At 51.0% G+C, this 16,000-nt stretch carries 16 protein-coding genes and 1 pseudogene; 5 read left to right on the forward strand and 12 right to left on the reverse strand.

The features are described 5' to 3' along the window. Window positions 1–8 precede the first annotated feature (8 nt). Genes JJQ72_RS10580 through JJQ72_RS10595 form a run of 4 tightly spaced genes read right to left on the reverse strand, consistent with a single transcriptional unit; the run spans window position 9 to window position 3,212 of the window. Window positions 9–809 (reverse strand): TPM domain-containing protein, encoded by an 801-nt coding sequence (locus JJQ72_RS10580; RefSeq protein ID WP_208203684.1) that lies wholly within the window; start codon window positions 807–809, stop codon window positions 9–11. Window positions 810–850: 41 nt separating this feature from the next. Beyond that, window positions 851–1,882 (reverse strand): TFIIB-type zinc ribbon-containing protein, encoded by a 1,032-nt coding sequence (locus tag JJQ72_RS10585; protein WP_208203647.1) that lies wholly within the window; start codon window positions 1,880–1,882, stop codon window positions 851–853. A gap of 27 nt (window positions 1,883–1,909) precedes the next feature. Further along, window positions 1,910–2,533, reverse strand: a complete 624-nt coding sequence (locus tag JJQ72_RS10590; protein WP_208203648.1) for a PspA/IM30 family protein — start codon at window positions 2,531–2,533, stop codon at window positions 1,910–1,912. 40 nt (window positions 2,534–2,573) lie between these two features. Next, on the reverse strand, window positions 2,574–3,212 hold the full coding sequence (locus JJQ72_RS10595; RefSeq protein WP_208203649.1) for a hypothetical protein: 639 nt from the start codon (window positions 3,210–3,212) through the stop codon (window positions 2,574–2,576). A gap of 307 nt (window positions 3,213–3,519) precedes the next feature. Here JJQ72_RS10595 and JJQ72_RS10600 point away from each other — a divergent pair, with 307 nt between their 5' ends. The 4 genes from JJQ72_RS10600 to JJQ72_RS10615 all read left to right on the forward strand — a co-directional run bounded on the left by JJQ72_RS10600 (window position 3,520) and on the right by JJQ72_RS10615 (window position 9,582). After that, a complete protein-coding gene (locus JJQ72_RS10600; RefSeq protein WP_347880739.1) occupies window positions 3,520–7,440 on the forward strand; it encodes an endo-1,4-beta-xylanase in 3,921 nt (1,306 codons plus the stop codon). 171 nt (window positions 7,441–7,611) lie between these two features. After that, window positions 7,612–8,304 (forward strand): DUF421 domain-containing protein, encoded by a 693-nt coding sequence (locus JJQ72_RS10605; protein WP_325053172.1) that lies wholly within the window; start codon window positions 7,612–7,614, stop codon window positions 8,302–8,304. Between the two features lie 49 nt (window positions 8,305–8,353). Beyond that, window positions 8,354–9,340 (forward strand): dimethylarginine dimethylaminohydrolase family protein, encoded by a 987-nt coding sequence (locus tag JJQ72_RS10610; protein WP_138224172.1) that lies wholly within the window; start codon window positions 8,354–8,356, stop codon window positions 9,338–9,340. 65 nt (window positions 9,341–9,405) lie between these two features. Beyond that, on the forward strand, window positions 9,406–9,582 hold the full coding sequence (locus tag JJQ72_RS10615; protein WP_175415141.1) for a hypothetical protein: 177 nt from the start codon (window positions 9,406–9,408) through the stop codon (window positions 9,580–9,582). A 118-nt stretch (window positions 9,583–9,700) separates the two neighbouring features. Here the strand turns inward: JJQ72_RS10615 and JJQ72_RS20745 are convergent, their stop codons facing one another. From JJQ72_RS20745 to bglS, 3 genes and pseudogenes are all read right to left on the reverse strand, one after another. Continuing rightward, complete coding sequence (locus JJQ72_RS20745) at window positions 9,701–11,455, reverse strand: S-layer homology domain-containing protein (RefSeq protein WP_347880740.1); 1,755 nt, start codon at window positions 11,453–11,455, stop codon at window positions 9,701–9,703. Between the two features lie 138 nt (window positions 11,456–11,593). After that, window positions 11,594–12,028, reverse strand: a pseudogene (locus JJQ72_RS20850) (cohesin domain-containing protein); the annotation flags it as partial. A gap of 340 nt (window positions 12,029–12,368) precedes the next feature. Next, complete coding sequence (bglS, locus tag JJQ72_RS10625; protein WP_208203651.1) at window positions 12,369–13,079, reverse strand: beta-glucanase; 711 nt, start codon at window positions 13,077–13,079, stop codon at window positions 12,369–12,371. 432 nt (window positions 13,080–13,511) lie between these two features. Here bglS and JJQ72_RS20855 point away from each other — a divergent pair, with 432 nt between their 5' ends. After that, window positions 13,512–13,628 carry an IS3 family transposase gene (locus JJQ72_RS20855; protein ID WP_138227568.1) on the forward strand — a complete coding sequence of 39 codons (117 nt, stop codon included), beginning with the start codon at window positions 13,512–13,514 and terminating at the stop codon, window positions 13,626–13,628. A gap of 55 nt (window positions 13,629–13,683) precedes the next feature. Here the strand turns inward: JJQ72_RS20855 and JJQ72_RS10635 are convergent, their stop codons facing one another. The 5 genes from JJQ72_RS10635 to JJQ72_RS10655 form a co-directional block, all read right to left on the reverse strand. Next, entirely contained in the window at window positions 13,684–14,034 is a 351-nt protein-coding gene (locus JJQ72_RS10635) for a DUF3221 domain-containing protein (protein WP_208203652.1), read from the reverse strand. A 339-nt stretch (window positions 14,035–14,373) separates the two neighbouring features. Then, window positions 14,374–14,643 carry a type II toxin-antitoxin system RelE family toxin gene (locus JJQ72_RS10640; RefSeq protein ID WP_138224169.1) on the reverse strand — a complete coding sequence of 90 codons (270 nt, stop codon included), beginning with the start codon at window positions 14,641–14,643 and terminating at the stop codon, window positions 14,374–14,376. Next, window positions 14,627–14,854: a hypothetical protein gene (locus JJQ72_RS10645; RefSeq protein ID WP_208203653.1), complete on the reverse strand. Its 228-nt coding sequence runs from the start codon at window positions 14,852–14,854 to the stop codon at window positions 14,627–14,629. Before JJQ72_RS10645 ends, JJQ72_RS10640 begins: the two co-directional genes overlap by 17 nt. A 187-nt stretch (window positions 14,855–15,041) precedes the next feature. Next, entirely contained in the window at window positions 15,042–15,230 is a 189-nt protein-coding gene (locus tag JJQ72_RS10650; RefSeq protein WP_208203686.1) for a type II toxin-antitoxin system death-on-curing family toxin, read from the reverse strand. A gap of 98 nt (window positions 15,231–15,328) precedes the next feature. Further along, a complete protein-coding gene (locus tag JJQ72_RS10655; RefSeq protein WP_208203654.1) occupies window positions 15,329–15,502 on the reverse strand; it encodes a DUF2281 domain-containing protein in 174 nt (57 codons plus the stop codon). Window positions 15,503–16,000 lie beyond the last annotated feature (498 nt).

Genomic DNA, 16,000 nt, shown 5'->3' on the forward strand with positions numbered 1-16,000 from the left:
ATCCGCTTCTAAAATGAGCCCCGGCTGCCGCTGCGGGAGTGTCCGCCTCCCGTAGTACCGCCGCCCGGCCCGCTGTTGCTCTTCGGAATCTTGGTCTTCGTAACTGTGGTGCGAATATATTGATCCTCCCGGTCCAGTACACCGGAGGAGGCTGAATTCTCGTAGCTGCGTCGATTGACGGTCATTACCCCGCCAGAGCGGTAGGCCATGATGCCAACGACCCCGGCTCCGATCGCTGCAGATACCAGGAGCTGAAACCACGTCTGATGCAGCACGTTCCCGTTCGCACCCGGACTGCCATTGCGGTCTGTCCCTCCATAAGCAGCTGAGCCTGTGTCCGGCACGATGCCAAGATAGCGGTAGGCTTCCGTAATATAAGTCTCAAACGCCTCGGCATAGCTTCCTTCAGTCAAAGCCGGTGTAATCTGGCGGCGGATTTGGTCCAGCCTGCCGGAGTTTAGATAGCTTTCCGCTTTCTGGAAGCCGCCCAAGTCTACCTCGCGGTAATTCATGTCGAGCGTCAGGATGACCGTATTGCCAAAAGGCTGATCATATCCCGGTGCGTACTGGTCATAGAAATCATTCGTAATATTTGCGACATCTCGGCCTTCCCGGTTTAAGGTGGTCAGGATGATAATATCCGTCTCCCGCTCCGCGCCAAGCTTCCCGGCCAGCTCATTCAGCCGTTCATGTTCCTTGGGGCTGAGTAATCCCGCGTCATCCCAGATCAGCTGTTTGTCTGACGGCGGGACTGACGGCTCTCCCTTTACCACGGCAGGGAAGCTATAAAGCAGGAGCACTGCCAGCATCAGCAGGCCTCCTGTACGCAGTCTTGCAAATATCCCTGACTTCACCACAGACTCCCTCCCATCGTCCACGATGCCAGCCTTAAGGCGACAAAGGCCGCGCCGCTCACGCCCGCAAACCATCCGAACACCTTGGCTTTGCTGATCGGCGGCTTGCCGACAATCTTCCCGGTCTGCCCGTTCATGGCAAAGGTGTGCTCTGCGCTGTTGTAATCATAATACACCATCCATACCGGAAAGAGCGCGTACTTGGCCTGCTCTACAGAGGTGTCAATGGAGGTGTCTCCATAAGTGACATGCGTATATCCGGTAATGGTGGAGGCGATATAGTCATCAATATAGCTGCGAATTCTCCGCTCCGCACGAGGCAGCAGCTCCTTGTCGTCATAGCTGTATTTCTCGGCTATATAACCCGCCAGATACGGCGTCTTGAAATCCTTCAGCTGCTCATAGGGAAACGGCTCCAGCTTGTCCATCAGCTCGTCGTTCATTTTCTCGGCGGCATCCACTGGCAGCTTCGTCAGATCCAGCACGAGCTTGCGATATACCTTGTAGTGGTCTGTCTCCGTGTACCTATAATCTCCGCGCGTGTAGGTTCTGACCTTGATGGCCTGCGCATGAACCTCCACCCGGTTATGTAAGTCATACAGCCAGAACGGAACATAGATCCCTGTCATGCCCTTGATCCGGCTGGCTTTCATGAAGCCTCTTGGCGTCAGCAGCCCCTTTCGGCACCATTTGCGGAACGCTTCCTCTGCCTGAGCCTTGCTGATGGCAAAAGGAATGACCCAGGCCGGTGCCAGCGCCCCGCTTAACCGATCCCCCAATACAACAGCCGAGCCGCAGAAGCTGCAGCGGGTAGCCGACGTCTCCGGCTCGGTCATCAGCACCGCGCCGCAGCTTGTACAGGAGTACTGCTTCACCTCCCCCTCTGTGAATACCTCCTGCGTCAAGGGATCGGGAATAGCTTCAATATTGTCCTTTCTGCCGCAGCTCGGACAGGACAGCATCCCGCTCTCACTATCATAATTCATGCCGCTGCCGCAATTCGGACATTTGTACGCAATGACTGGCATTCGCCTCACCTCCCCTCTGTCTGTCCCTTACGGGGCCTGCCGAATCAGCTCGTCAAACAGCTCATCAAAGCTCTTCTCCTGACGCTCTGATCTTAACTCAGCCAGCGCCTCTGCTTCATAAAGTGCAAGATCCGCTTTCTCTTCCAGCATGCCCAAGGGAGCGTCAATCGGCCCGGCAGGGTCGCTGCCGCCCTGATTCTGCTGCTGCAGCCGCGCTTCCGCCATCGTATGCTTCACCCTGGCATGCCGGGCTTCCAGATCCCGCACGTCGGCAACCAGCTTGCCCCTCAGCTCCTGCAGTCGGGCCGCTTCCTCTGTGGCAGCCAGGAAGTCTGCCTGGAGCGGCTCGACCTTCTTCTCCTGCTGCTCCTTCATATCCTGGAAGGAACGGGCCTTGCCTTCATCGCCCGACTCCTGAGCTTTCGCGGTATACCGCTCCAGCCGGTGAAGCTCCTCGCGCGCTTCATCCAGCGCCCGGCGGGCCCGCCCCTGCGCCGCCTCTGCAGCGGCTGCCTCTGCCTTCAGCTGGCCCAGATTGCGGCCCAGCTCCTCCAAATATCGGCGGACGGCCCGTTCCGGATCCTCCGCCTGCTCCATGACTGACGGAAAGCTGCTTGACATTAGTTGAGTAAAACGTGACAGAATTCCCATAGAACTCCTCCTTATTCACACTTGTAGTTATGCTGCCCCATCAGGCAGCTTCGCGGCTCCGGTGCCGGGTCAGCCACAAATAGAGCAGCAGGCCGACAATCGGGAGCAGGCCCATCCAGGATATCCCTGACGGGTACGGTTTCCGCTGATCATCACGGTAAATCCCATACACCGACAGCAGAGTCAGCACGAGAAAATCCAGACTCATCACATGGACGAATTGGGAGGACTGAAAAGCTGCTTGATAGGTCTCCATACTCCCTTGCGTCAGCCCCCAGCCGATAACCGCCAGGGTGCCTGCGATCAGCAGCCACAAAAACCACCCGGACCCCGCGAGTCCTTGCACCCAGCGGGGGGCGCGGTTTTTTCTAAAGGAGCTTTGTCGCTCTTCCCCTTGCAGCACATAGTAGGGAATCAGCGCAAAGGCTCCCAGTCCAAAGGCCGCCAAAGAGAACGGCCAGGCGGGAAGAGTGCCCCGGTCACTGCGCAGCAGCAAACAGGCAAAAGCAATCGGGAACAGCCCCAGCATCGAGAACAGGGCCATCAGCGACGGCTCCTTCGACTGTAGCGTGATCAGCTCCTTGAACAGGGGATCGTCTCCTGCCCCCTGCCCCGGTGCGAGCCACGCCGCATAGACGATAAATGCCAGCCACAGGGCCAGCCAGCTCCAGCGTAACATAGGATTCCTCCTGACATTTGATTTAGTCATGCCTGGCATGTCGTCCATTACCCGGCACGCACGTTCCTTTAAACGAGCTCCTGCCCCCTGCCCTTCCGATCTCCGTTCGGTCAGGTCCTATAAATGCTTCTACCTTTATCTTAACAAACGTGTGATTCGCTGTATAACATCTTTAATTTTCGCAGTGTAGTGCGAGAGGCTCTGCGCTATCATGATTCTGTGAAGGGAGGCTCCGGGAACTCACTGCATTTATGAGAGCGTTTTATTTCTTAACAAAGCTTCATTCTTATGTAAAGGGGTGCATATTGTGCGAACATTCAAGCAGATGATGGCCGCTGTGCTTGCGGCCGTTTTGTTCATTCCGGCTTTACCGCCTGAAGCGGCGGCTGCGTCAACTTCTGTTGTATACGAGGAGCATTTTGAAAACGGTACCAGCGTGGCGGCTGCAAGCGGTAATGCCCGCCTGGATTACGTTAGCGACAAGCCTTTCGAGCTTCAAGACGATGCTGCAGCGCTATATGTCCATAGCCGCAGCAACGACTGGGACGCCGCTGATTTTACATTTGAGGATATCGGATTGGAGAATGGAGTCACCTATACCGTAACGGCGTCCGTCTACGTAGATACTGATGTGCCGCTTCCTGCGGGAGCCAAAGCTGCGCTGCAGACGGTAAACAGCTACAGCAATCATGTCGAGGTTGATTATAAGTCCGGGGGCACTGTGATTCTGGAGAAGGAGTTCACGGCAGACCAGAACCGCGATGTAGCCCTTCGGATCAAGTCTAATGAAGCTGGGGCGGCGGTTCCTTTTTATATCGGTCATGTGCTTATTACCAAGACACCCGGCACGGACCCGGAGCAGCCCCCTTCTGCACCTGTCCGGGAGTGGTCCACCATAACGTTTGAACATGGTCAGGTCAATGGCTTTGAGGGCCGGAAGGGCACGGAGCAGCTTACTCTTGTTTCCGGGGAGAATCATAGCTCAGGCGGTAGCTTTGCACTAAAGACAGAAGGCCGCTCCGACACCTGGCATGGACCGAGCCTGCGCATCGACCCCTATATAGTGCAAGGCGCGGAATATACGATCAGCGCTTGGGTCAAGCTGATCTCTCCGGAGAGTGCCGATCTGCAGCTGTCCACGCAGATTGGTACCGAGAACAGTGCCAGCTATGTAACGCTGGATAAGGAGAGCGTCACAGCCGAGAGCGGATGGATAGAGCTAAAGGGCACCTATCGCTATAACAATGTCAGCAGCGGAGTGCTGACGATTTATGTAGAGAGCTCCAGCAGCACGGCCTCTTTTTATCTCGATGATGTGCATCTGGAGCGTACTGACTCAGGACCAATCGCTATCCAGCCTGATCTGGAGGCGCTCAAGGACGTCTATGCATCTCAATTTCTCATAGGCGCTGCCATTACAGCGGAGGATCTGGAAGGCATCCGCCTGGAGCTGCTAAGCAAGCACCATAACACAGCAACAGCCGAGAATGCCATGAAGCCGGAAGCGTTGCAGCCGCAAAAGGGGACGTATACCTTTGAGGCTGCAGATCAAATGGTCAATGCCGCCCTGGATGCGGGACTCCGCATGCATGGACATGTTCTCGTATGGCATCAGCAGTCTCCTGCCTGGATGACCACGCGTCCCGGCGAGGGTTCTTCGCTCGATCGCGAGGAAGCATTAGACAATATGAGGACGCATATTCGCGCGGTGATGGAGCATTTTGGAGACCGGATGATTTCGTGGGATGTTGTGAACGAAGCCATAAACGATAACCCCTCCTCCCCGGAACAATGGAAAGGCTCACTGCGCCAGTCGCCCTGGTACCACGCTATCGGCCCTGATTATGTCGAGCAGGCTTTTCTGGCAGCGAGAGAGGTGCTGGATGAGAATCCCGATTGGGATATCAAGCTGTACTACAATGATTACAATGAAGACAACCGGAACAAGGCCACAGCCATCTACCACATGGTGAAGGAGATCAATGAGAGGTACAGTCAGGAGCATCCCGGCAAGCTTCTCATTGATGGTATTGGCATGCAGGGCCACTACGGCTTGAATACGAACCCGGACAATGTGAAAGCTTCCCTGGAACGCTTCATTTCATTAGGCGTGGAGATCAGCATTACGGAGCTGGACATTCAGGCCGGCAGTGACTATCAGATGACGAAGCAGCAGGCTGATGCGCAGGGCTACATCTATGCGAGACTCTTTCAGCTGTATGAACAGTATGCCGAGCACATCAGCCGCGTCACCTTCTGGGGGCTAGAGGACAGCAAAAGCTGGAGAGCGGCGTTTAACCCGCTCGTGTTTGACCGGAATTTACAAGCGAAGCCTGCCTACTACGGTATTGTAGACCCTGACACGTTTATCGCCGGGTATCAGCCGGTGCTCCCGGAAGGGAACTTCACTTCGGCAAGCTATGCTGCTTCCCCAGTTGCTATCGACGGGATCGAGGATGCCGCATGGAATTCTGCCACCGCCATTCCGGTCAATCAGTACCAGATGGCTTGGCAGGGTGCGACCGGAACCGCAAAGGCATTGTGGGATGATCAATATCTCTATGTGCTGGTCAAGGTAAACGATGGTCAGCTCGACAAGAGCAGCCCCAACCCTTGGGAGCAGGATTCTATTGAGGTTTTTGTGGATGAGAATAACGAGAAGACGACCTACTATCAGCAGGATGACGGACAATATCGCGTCAATTATGATAATGAAACGTCCTTTAATCCAGAACCTGCTCCTGCGAGCTTCAAATCCTCTACTCGGACCAGCGGCAGCATGTATACCGTTGAGCTCCAGATTCCTCTGCGCGAGGTAAAGCCTGGCAACGGAGCCCGCCTCGGATTTGATGTTCAGATCAACGACGCAAGGAATGGGGCCCGCCAAAGTGTTGCTGCCTGGAACGATACCACTGGCAATGCTTATATGGATACCTCTGTATTCGGCACCCTGCACTTGACGGGCAAGCCGGCTGCTGGCAGCAGCGACATGCCGGGAAGCATCATTACCGTTCCTGCGAACAACCCGGATGGCTCCGTGACTGTTCATGACGGTGTCATAACTCTGAAGCCGCAGGCAGCCTTGAAGCAGGGACGCATGCAAGCCGTCGTTTCTGCAGCACTGCTGCAGAAGGCGCTGCAGTCATCGCAAGCCGCCGGGGAGCGAGGACGTCAGATGATGATTGATGTGCCCGGTCTAAAGGGGACGGCCGGTCTGGATCTACAGCTGCCGATGTCCGAGCTGCAGGCGCTGGAGGGCTGGGAGCTGGTCATTCCCTCTGGCGCAGCCAAGCTGACGATCCCGGGCCAGGCGCTGCACCAAGCCACCAAAGGTAAAGATATACAGGCTCAGGGCTTCATCACCCTGTCCTTGGATCACCACGTTAGCCTGCGGCCGGGAATGAGTATGACGCCTCTTCCGGGGAATCGTCCGGCTCTTCGGGTCAGCCTGCTTCATGGAGATACACTTCTTCCTTGGGACCAGGCCGGGATGCCGATTCAAACCGAGATATTCTATACACCTTCAGCAGCCGAAGCTAATCATCAGGAACAGATTGTCGTCTGGCATATGGATGATCAAGGCGTACCCACACCAGTCGTCAGCAGCCGTTACGATGATTCTACACAAGCGGTCCGCTTCTCGATGAAGAAGTTGGGGACCTACGCCGTAACGTATGCGGCGAAGCCGTTTGCCGATGTCACGTGCGTTCCTTGGGCGGAGCAAGCCGTTCATGCCATGGCTGCACGCGGTGTGATTCAGGGGACCACCCCGCAGACGTTCTCGCCGGGCGATACGATGACCCGGGCCGGATTCGCTGCGCTGCTGGTCCGGATGCTGGATCTTCCGGCTGCTGATCTCTCCGGCCGCTCCTTCAGCGATGCTGCCGCGGCGAACGCTCTTCAGGCTGAGGTTGCTGCCGCATTAGAGCTTGGGATCATTAGCGGATATGCTGATGGCACCTTCAGGCCAGAGCAGCCGCTGAAGCGCCAGGATATGATGGTCATGGCGGTACGGGCTCTGAAGGCCGGCGAAAAAACGCTCGGCGAGCCCCAAGATTTGACCCGGTTTAAAGACGCGGCTGCCCTCTCGGGGTATGCTAAGGAAAGTGCTGCAATCATGACCGGGGAGGGTCTGGTTCATGGCAGGAACCAAGCTCTTGCACCGCAGGAGCTCATGACCCGTGCAGAAGCAGCGGTCATTCTGTATCGAATCTGGAGCCTGGAATAAGGCAAGAAAGCCGGTGCGCTGCACCGGCTTTTGTTATGCCATTTGAATAGGCTGTCCTCAGGCTAAAACTCTCCATTTCCAGCCATACTATGGCACAAAAGGAAACCTTCGTAGTCCTGTGAACCGCTGTGGCGCCTGCGGGAGACGACAGACAGAAAGGATGAAGTGCCTGTGCTGGAATGGATGAAGGATTGTGCTGTCGTGCTGGGAAGAATTGTGACCATCTTCCCCCTGATGCTGATCATTACACTATTTATGGGTAGACGCTCCATCGGAGAGCTGCCTATCTTTGATTACCTGATCGTGCTGGCTCTTGGCGCTGTCGTAGGCGCGGACATTGCCGATCCTCAGATTCAGCATCTGCCGACGGCGTTCGCGATTGTGGTCATCGGTATTTTTCAGAAAATATTTTCGTATGCGGTCATCACCTTCCGCAAGTTTGGAAAGTGGGTCACGTTCGAGCCGGTCATTGTGATCCACCATGGAAAGCTCATCTACCCTAACATCAAGAAGGCGCGGTACACGATCGATAATATTTTGCAGATGCTGCGTGAAAATCTGGTCTTTAACCCCAGCACGGTAGAGCTGGCTCTGATTGAGCCTAACGGACAGCTGAGCATCCTGGAAAAATCCCATACACAAGGTGCCTCCCCCCTCGTGTTTCCCCTCATTCGGGAGGGGCGGATCGAGCCCCGTGTGCTGGCATCGTTTCAACTGGAGGCATCATGGGTGCACGAGGAGCTGCGCCGGATGGACATTTCCCTGGAGGATGTTTTTCTGGCCACGATGGATGGGAAGCTTCGCTTGCACATTACGCTTTACCAGGAGCAGGAGCATCTCAATCTGCCGCCGCTGCATTATTAATAAACAGGACCGCCTTGTGGTGCCATTCTTCTAATCAAAGGAGCTGCCTATGCAACAGAACTTTTTCTCGCTGTCACGCAAGCTGGTACAAGAACCGTTTCAACACCCGCCTCTGCTGCAATCGGTATGGGGCAAGCCTTGGGGCATGAGAAGTCCGGTCGGTGCCATTCGGCAAGTACTCATGCATCGTCCCGGGCACGAAGTTCTGCTGCTGGATGAGAACAGCGGGGCGATCGAATCCGGGCCGCTGCTGTTGCAGCATATTCAAGGCTGTCTGCCCAAGAATAGTCCTGTACAGTCTGTTGACTTGAGCGTGCTGCAGGAGCAGCATGACCATCTGGCCGCTGTCCTGAAGCAGCACGGTGTCGAAGTGCTGGGTCTGGAAGGCACGGTAGAGCATTTTCCCGAAGCGATATTCACCCGGGATGGAGGCATGGTGGTGCCAGGCGGCATCATACTGTCCAGACCTGCGCTCCATGTCCGTCACGGGGAGACTCCCCTCCTCGCTTCCACACTTAGCCGGGCCGGAATGCCAATTCTCGGCATGATACAGGGAAAAGGGCTCGCAGAGGGGGGCAGCTTCACGATGCTGGATGAAAGGACCGCGGTCATCGGCCGTTCGGAACGCGTCAATGCTGACGGCATTCACCAGGTGAGGCAGCTGCTCTCACTGCAGGACATCGAACTGATGACCGTAGAGTTGCCGGCTTCCATCATTCATCTGGATGAAGCCTTTGTGATTGTGGATCATCAGAAAGCTTTAGTGAACATTGCTGTACTGCCATTCTGGTTTCTGGATGAGCTGCAGCAGCGGGGCTTTGAGCTGCTGCAGGTACACCCCCAGGACCCCATGCTGAGTATCAATGTATTCGCCCTCTCGCCCGGTCAGGTGCTGTGCTCCAAGAGCGGAGTCCGTACCCTGGAGCTGCTATCCCGGAATGGCGTGGAAGCGATCCCTGTCGACGTCTCGGAAATTCACAAATTGGGCGGCGGCATTCATTGCTGTATTCTCCCGCTCATGCGGGATTACGTATAGCGGCGGTGCAGTCGGCAAATACTACCTTGCACCCTATTTTGACGCAGCGAAGGAGGCGGCTTACTGTGAATACAGAGCATCCGGACAAAAATCTGGTCAACACGGTAAAAGAGCTGGAGCACACTCCCGTGAACAGCCTGGAGGCGCAGCAGCAGCAACAGGCTCGCAACGACCGCAGGAAGCAATCCCTGCACGACCAGAACGGTAAATACAAGGAGAGCGAAGGCGGCAATTATCGCTAGCTAGCTTGCAGCGCCTGCGTTAGCACTGCGCTGGCGAGGCTGATGCCGAAGCTTTCAGCTGATCTAAGCAAGCACCAAAAAGCGGCCGGGAACGGCCGCTTTTTGGTGCAGGTGTATCTTATGGTTGTTGTTCGATCAGGCGGGATTGCTGCAGCAGCTTCTGTACCATTTGCGCGGCTTCTGCCCGGGTGACCGGAGACTTCGCTGCCAGCTTCTGTCCGCTTCTTCCATTGACGATGCCGGCGTTCAGGCAGTCTAGCACGCCTGACTGTGCCCATGCTGCTACAGTATCAGCGTCTATAAAGGAATCAAGACTTGCGCTGGCGTCAGCCTGCTGGCCTTTCAGCCCGGTCAGAACCATCGCTTTCGAAATCATGGTCATGGCCTGCTCCCGGTTGACCTTCTCCCATGGACGGAACGTTCCGTCTTGAAAGCCTTGAATCAGCTGATAGGACGCTGCTGTGGCCACAGATCCGCTGTACCCATCGTTTTTGTTCACATCCGTGAACGAAACCGTATTAGACTGCTCCTTCAGGCCAAGGGCACGAACGAGTATCGTGGCCAGCTCTCCCCGGGTAATATCCTGGTCCGGTGCCACCCGTCCATGACCCACTCCGCTGATCACCATCCGTGAACCCATATCATTTACAGCATTCTCCGCCCAGTGACCACTGGCATCCTGAAACCTCACTGGATTCCAGATGATCGCGTAAGTGCTGTTGCTCAGGCTATTCATCGTAGCGAAATATACGCCGTTCTCTTGAATAACCCGGGTCGGTACGTGACGGACCGAGCCATCCTCCTCTACCACAACGCCAGTCGTAATTCGGCTGAGGTCCGTACCTTCCGGAATCACAATGGCGCGCTCTACATAATCATTAAACTGCGAGATTTCAATGGTCTTTCCGCGATGCGTGGCGCTCAATGAAAATTCTACCGGCGGCGCAACCCACTCCCAAGCGCCTTGGTCTGCTGCTGACTGTAACGCTTGCAGCTTGTCAGGCTCCGGCTGTGAAATTTTGATCTGCACTTGTAGATCCTGCAGGGCTGCTCCGCTTCCCAGCTGCTCAGATACTTCATCTATGCTGATCCGTGATGCCGGCAGCGTATAGGATGCCTGCTTGGTTTGAAGCACAAGTGCTGCCTGCTGCTTCTCCATGGCCTTAATCATCTGGCCATTGAACTCGCCGACGACCTCGTCCGCGTCCGTCTGTACCGGAATCTTAATACTGACACCATTGCCGGCAGCAGCCAGCCTGCTTTCCAGCTTGCCAGCGTCCAGCGTCACCACCGTCCGTTTCTTGCCGCCGGTTTCTGTCGTTTGGAACGTGCCGGCCTTCTCCGCCTTCCCGTTCACCCAGATTTCCAGCTCTGCTGGCGCAGCAGGCACCTGCGGTGCCGCAGAGCCGGTGTCTGGCGCTGTAGGAGCCGGTGTTACTGGTGGATCTGGTGTCACCGGCGGTGTTACTGGTGGATCTGGTGTCACCGGCGGTGTTACTGGCGGATCTGGTGTCACCGGTGGTGTTACTGGTGGATCTGGTGTCACCGGTGGTGTTACTGGTGGATCTGGTGTCACCGGTGGTGTTACTGGTGGATCCGGGATTTCATGCGCGAGCTCAACCGTTACCTTAACCGGGATGCTATAGGTCGTTGCTGTCTGCTTGCCTTTATGAGACACGTCCGTATTCGTAACCGCGACATAGTAATACGTTGCGCCAATAACATCTGTAGGCGGTGCATAGGTATCTGTCGTGGCATCCACTATTTCTACACCGCTTTGATTGTCATTCACTGTGTTGCTATACCACTGGTAGCTTAAGTCTCCACTAGCCTCAGCAGACACGGTCAGCTCTACGTCGTCTCCAAGATGCACTACCTTGTCCTGCGGGTGTGCAGTGATAGTTGGTAACAAGGCACTTGTAATGACCGTGACTTCTCCCGGAGTTGAATCAAATATCCTGTTTCTAACACCAGCGTCATAATTAACAAAATATCCTATATGCAGCTTAAGCTCTGTAAATCTCTTTGTAGATTCTTTAATTTTGAAATGAAGGATAAAAATTTCTTTCTCTTCATCAAAATAATCATTACTAGAATTTAAATCATTTACCGCTACTTGAACATTTCCCTCCACCTTGTAAACCTCTGAACTTTTCCAGGTTTCATATATAGTGGGGTCTTCGGGCAACAGTTCAAGAACCTCAGGATCAAACTCAATGTTAATGTTGTACCCGTATATTGCATAATCACCTGGATTCAGAACTACTGGAATGTCTATCTTATCTCCAACTTCTCCTGTAGCGTTACCAATCTTCACTGATGGAAGGACAGCAGGCGCCGCCTGAACGGCCAAGGAATAGAAAGGCACCCATAATAAATGAAATATTAGCAGCAAAGCCATCACTCTGCCCGAAAAGACTTTGGGTTGGTCAAAAAGGCGTATCATGTATAAATCCTCCTACGTAGTCTGCATTTTTTTGCTGGTTATTGCCGCTTCACTCGTTCTCCTTTCTGTAGTCATGCTAGAACTATATATCCCGGCACTCACAAAATACTAACAAGCGACATTACATATGCAGAAACAGAGATTCATTTCATTGTTTACAGCTATGATCTTTATGAGGAAAACAGGGCACAAGAGTATTACCTGATGTTGAGGGTTATATTGTAGAAAAAAAGAAAAGCTATATTAGAGCAACAAGGAACATTAGTACAGCCCCACGCCTGAGTATCTCAGGTCGTGAGGCTGTCTTTCTTTCCTATTCATCTTCATTGTGGCGAGCAACCTAATTGCCCGTATATTTAACCCAATCGTAGTAAGCGTATAATGGATTAGCTCCATTGTAGGGTCCCAGCCAGCCGTCTACCCCGGTACCGTTCCAAAGGTTCATCATGATCTTCCCTGGAGTCTTCGGAATATTGGAGGTCGCGGTGTGCTTCTTCACGCCATCCACGTACCATGTAATGGAGCCTGGCTGCCAGTCAAAAGCATAGGTGTGGTAGCTCTTGGAGGCATCAAAGCCAAGATCCACTACTTTTTCGTGACCGCCCACGCCATTGGTATAATAATTAAATTGTACCTTCGTCGTGTCCTTGCCTAAGAATTCAATATCGATTTCGTCCCATTGTGTACCATCTGACGGGCCCGTATACGTAAAGAAGGAGGAAACAACTCCGGTGTTCTTGGCAGGCTTCATGCTCACCTCGTACAGCCCGTAACCGAATTTAGCCGTAGAGCGGTACTCTCCGCAATCGTATTTATTTGTAGAAGGGCTTGTAAGTGCTAGACGAAGCTTTCCGTCACTCGTAAACGTTGCATTGTTAGCCCGCCAGGTACAGTTGAACATAGCCCCGTTAGACCATCCATCGGCTTTCTCCCACTTCTGTGAATTATGCGAGGTCAAAGGCTCCCATAATGAGGTCGCACCAAAAGCCGTACCCGCCAATGAAGCCAGCAGAACCAGTGAAGAACAAAGGGCAATCCATCTTTTTTTCATTTGCAATTTGCTCACCTTCCCAATCTGTATTTTTTTCCTGACATGCACGCAGCTGAATGGCTTCACTGTGCCCCCTTCCTGTGGTTAGGTTAGATGCAAGCTAATTGTATCTCTGTTTGAAGACGCTTTCTATAACAAGAAGTTTACTTTCATAACGATTTGTTAAGGGGACTCTGATCTTGAGATCTCAACTTTTGCAGCTCAAATTTGTCGGATATAACTGGAAAAATCGGCAATCCATTGCTGTAGTTGTGTTTGTATGAGTTTGTCATTTTCTTATTTGATTTCTTAGCCATATCTTCATGAATTTGAATGAGCTGCTCACGCAGAGGCAATTGTTACGACAACGCCACCACCCAGAGCTTCTTCTCACATCTAAAAGTAGAGGCTCTATATATTTATAATATCCGAAGCATTGAAGCATAAAGGAGAATTGAGGAATGCATTCACTTTTATAACAAGGGAAGAGCACAGAGAAAACTAAATAAGCTGACGCCGGTTGAGTACCGGCACCAGCTTGCAGCCCAGGGCTTTTTCAATGTCTACTAAATGGAGGCTTGACCAAACCAATCCACAACAGCGTTTTTTATCATTGTAAATGACACTAGTTTTTGATTTTTACGGTAACATTGACTTGGGCGGGATAAGAGTTTTTAATTACTCCTTCAATACCTAACTCTACATTATCACCTATTGCTATAGTGTCATACACTTCTGGATTTTTAAGCGTTATCCAGACTGCATCAGGTTGGTTTTGTTTGAGAAGTTCTGATACTGACATGTTACCAGTGTCAAGTTCAGGTTTATGCCTGACTACCAATATTTTCTCGTCTTCTTTTGCAATCACATAGCCACTTGAATCATCCCATTTCTCAGGATTGATTGATTCATTTCCAGAGCAACCAACAATAAACAAGAAAAAACAAGTTACTACAAGCAAACTCCACCCTTTCATTCATATTCCTCCTAACACTGTTGGACCTTCCTCAATAATTGACGGTTTTCCCTTATATAGAATGTTGCTATCAAATTCATACTAAATTTCGTTGTCAGGCTCCAGGATACATCGGATTAGAGGATACTTTTTACGTTTCCATGCCAGGGTTGTCTGGCTGATTATACTTCCATGCATTGAGTTTACTTCTTAGAATCCACTTCTTCTACTTCGACTGGAACAAGGAGCGACAGATACGCAGCGTGAATGTGTTGTTATAAGATGTTATTGCCTTCCTGAATAACCTTCAAAAATTCCATTAAATCTAAATGCCCTAACAGATTTTGTTAGGGCATGATGTCATTTGTATACGTCTCCTCTTGGTCCTACTCGTACTACATATATTATTAATTCTTTATCCTTGATTTCATAGATGATTCTAAAATTCCCTACTCGCAATCTGAAAATTTGTTCTTCAGATCCCTTCATTCTCTTTACATTCGGAGCATCAAATGGATCATTACACAACAGATCCAGGGCTTTAAAAATTCTCCTTATCATTGGTTTATCTAGTTTTACAAGTGTCTTTTCAGCATCATTCGAAAATTCAACTCTATATTTCGAACTCACGCTTCAAGTCCTCCAATGATTTTGTTTGTCCATTCTGATATTCAATTCGACCTTTTTCTAATGCCTTTAAATCATCGCTTGTTAAATACTCGTCTTCTTCATCCGCTTGTTTTTCGAGTAACCAAGATAAAAAGCTTTTGGCTACTAATTTATTCGTATCGTTCAGATGATCCAAAATATTGTCGATATCATCGTGTTTCGAAGCACTCATGGGTAATAGCCTCCTTTAGATTGCTCTACCTTATTATACGCCAATTTATAAGAACGCTCCAGAAAATGTTGGTTTTATACACTTCCTGAGTTCACATTCAATATAGCACTTGCGCTAATTTCTTATAACGTTCTGGCTTGGATCACTTTCAATATCATCCATAAAACAAAAGAACATCAGGTACTTTCTACACTTGATGTTCTTCAATCCATTGTCCTATATGTTCGTGTGTCCATATTCCTTCAGCAGTTTTCAAACCTAATTCAACTAATTCTTCTTGACTGTATTTTATGTTTATTTCGTTTAACCTAAGTAATAACAGCATCACAGCTACTCCAATGCGTTTATTGCCATCTACAAATCCATGATTCTTAATTAATGAATAACAGCTATCTTCCTAGTAATACCTTCGTATAGTTCAATTTCATCAAAAGTAGCTTCAGCTTTCATTAATGCACTCTATTGTAATATGTTTCATTTCGCTAACTCATTTAATGCATCATTATTCTCATGAATAATTTCGTCCATGAGAGAGTCTAAATGTCTTTCATTTCTACTCTTTAAGAATTCAACAAAGTCAATTACTTCAAGTTTCTTATCTTCTGGTAAAGTTGAAAAGTCTCTAATGAGTCTTTCTTCGATACTCATGTCAAACACCTCCAACAATTCTTAATATTCATTATACTCTAAAGCATAAAACAATTAACATATTCTTCCATATAAAATCATTTGATCTTGCCGATCTTTCACCTAACGTCATATCTGCAAATTTGGTAAATAACTCCATATGTAAAGTATTCGCGAAATCAATGAACTACCCCTGCCGGTAGCTGAATAAATTAGATCAATACTTAAATACTCAACTTTCGCAGAGCGAAAATCGACTCAATTGCATGATGTAACTGAAGAAATGACATATTCAATATAATCGTTGCGAAATAGAAAAACACTACTTGTTTCATCACAAAAACTGGTTTCGTTTGCTGGAAAGTGGTAAGGGAGCAACGTTCCCTGGAAAAGACACCGTGTATCGTTTCTTGAATCATAGCGCGATCGGGTATCCGTTTATATTGGTTGCCGATTTCCCCAGTTATATCAAGGCTTATCTGCCAAATTTAAGCTGCGAACGTTGAGTTAAGATGAAAT

Source organism: Paenibacillus sp. F411 (assembly GCF_017582705.1).
Taxonomy (GTDB): domain Bacteria; phylum Bacillota; class Bacilli; order Paenibacillales; family Paenibacillaceae; genus Paenibacillus_AQ; species Paenibacillus_AQ algicola.

Excerpts from the sequence above, each read along its gene's own strand:
- JJQ72_RS10580 (WP_208203684.1), bottom strand. The coding sequence starts at position 809 with ATGCTGGCAGTGCTCCTGCTTTATAGCTTCCCTGCCGTGGTAAAGGGA.
- JJQ72_RS10585 (WP_208203647.1), bottom strand. The coding sequence starts at position 1,882 with ATGCCAGTCATTGCGTACAAATGTCCGAATTGCGGCAGCGGCATGAAT.
- JJQ72_RS10590 (WP_208203648.1), bottom strand. The coding sequence starts at position 2,533 with ATGGGAATTCTGTCACGTTTTACTCAACTAATGTCAAGCAGCTTTCCG.
- JJQ72_RS10595 (WP_208203649.1), bottom strand. The coding sequence starts at position 3,212 with ATGTTACGCTGGAGCTGGCTGGCCCTGTGGCTGGCATTTATCGTCTAT.
- JJQ72_RS10610 (WP_138224172.1), top strand. The coding sequence starts at position 8,354 with ATGCAACAGAACTTTTTCTCGCTGTCACGCAAGCTGGTACAAGAACCG.
- bglS (WP_208203651.1), bottom strand. The coding sequence starts at position 13,079 with ATGAAAAAAAGATGGATTGCCCTTTGTTCTTCACTGGTTCTGCTGGCT.
- JJQ72_RS10635 (WP_208203652.1), bottom strand. The coding sequence starts at position 14,034 with ATGAAAGGGTGGAGTTTGCTTGTAGTAACTTGTTTTTTCTTGTTTATT.
- JJQ72_RS10645 (WP_208203653.1), bottom strand. The coding sequence starts at position 14,854 with ATGAGTGCTTCGAAACACGATGATATCGACAATATTTTGGATCATCTG.
- JJQ72_RS10655 (WP_208203654.1), bottom strand. The coding sequence starts at position 15,502 with ATGAGTATCGAAGAAAGACTCATTAGAGACTTTTCAACTTTACCAGAA.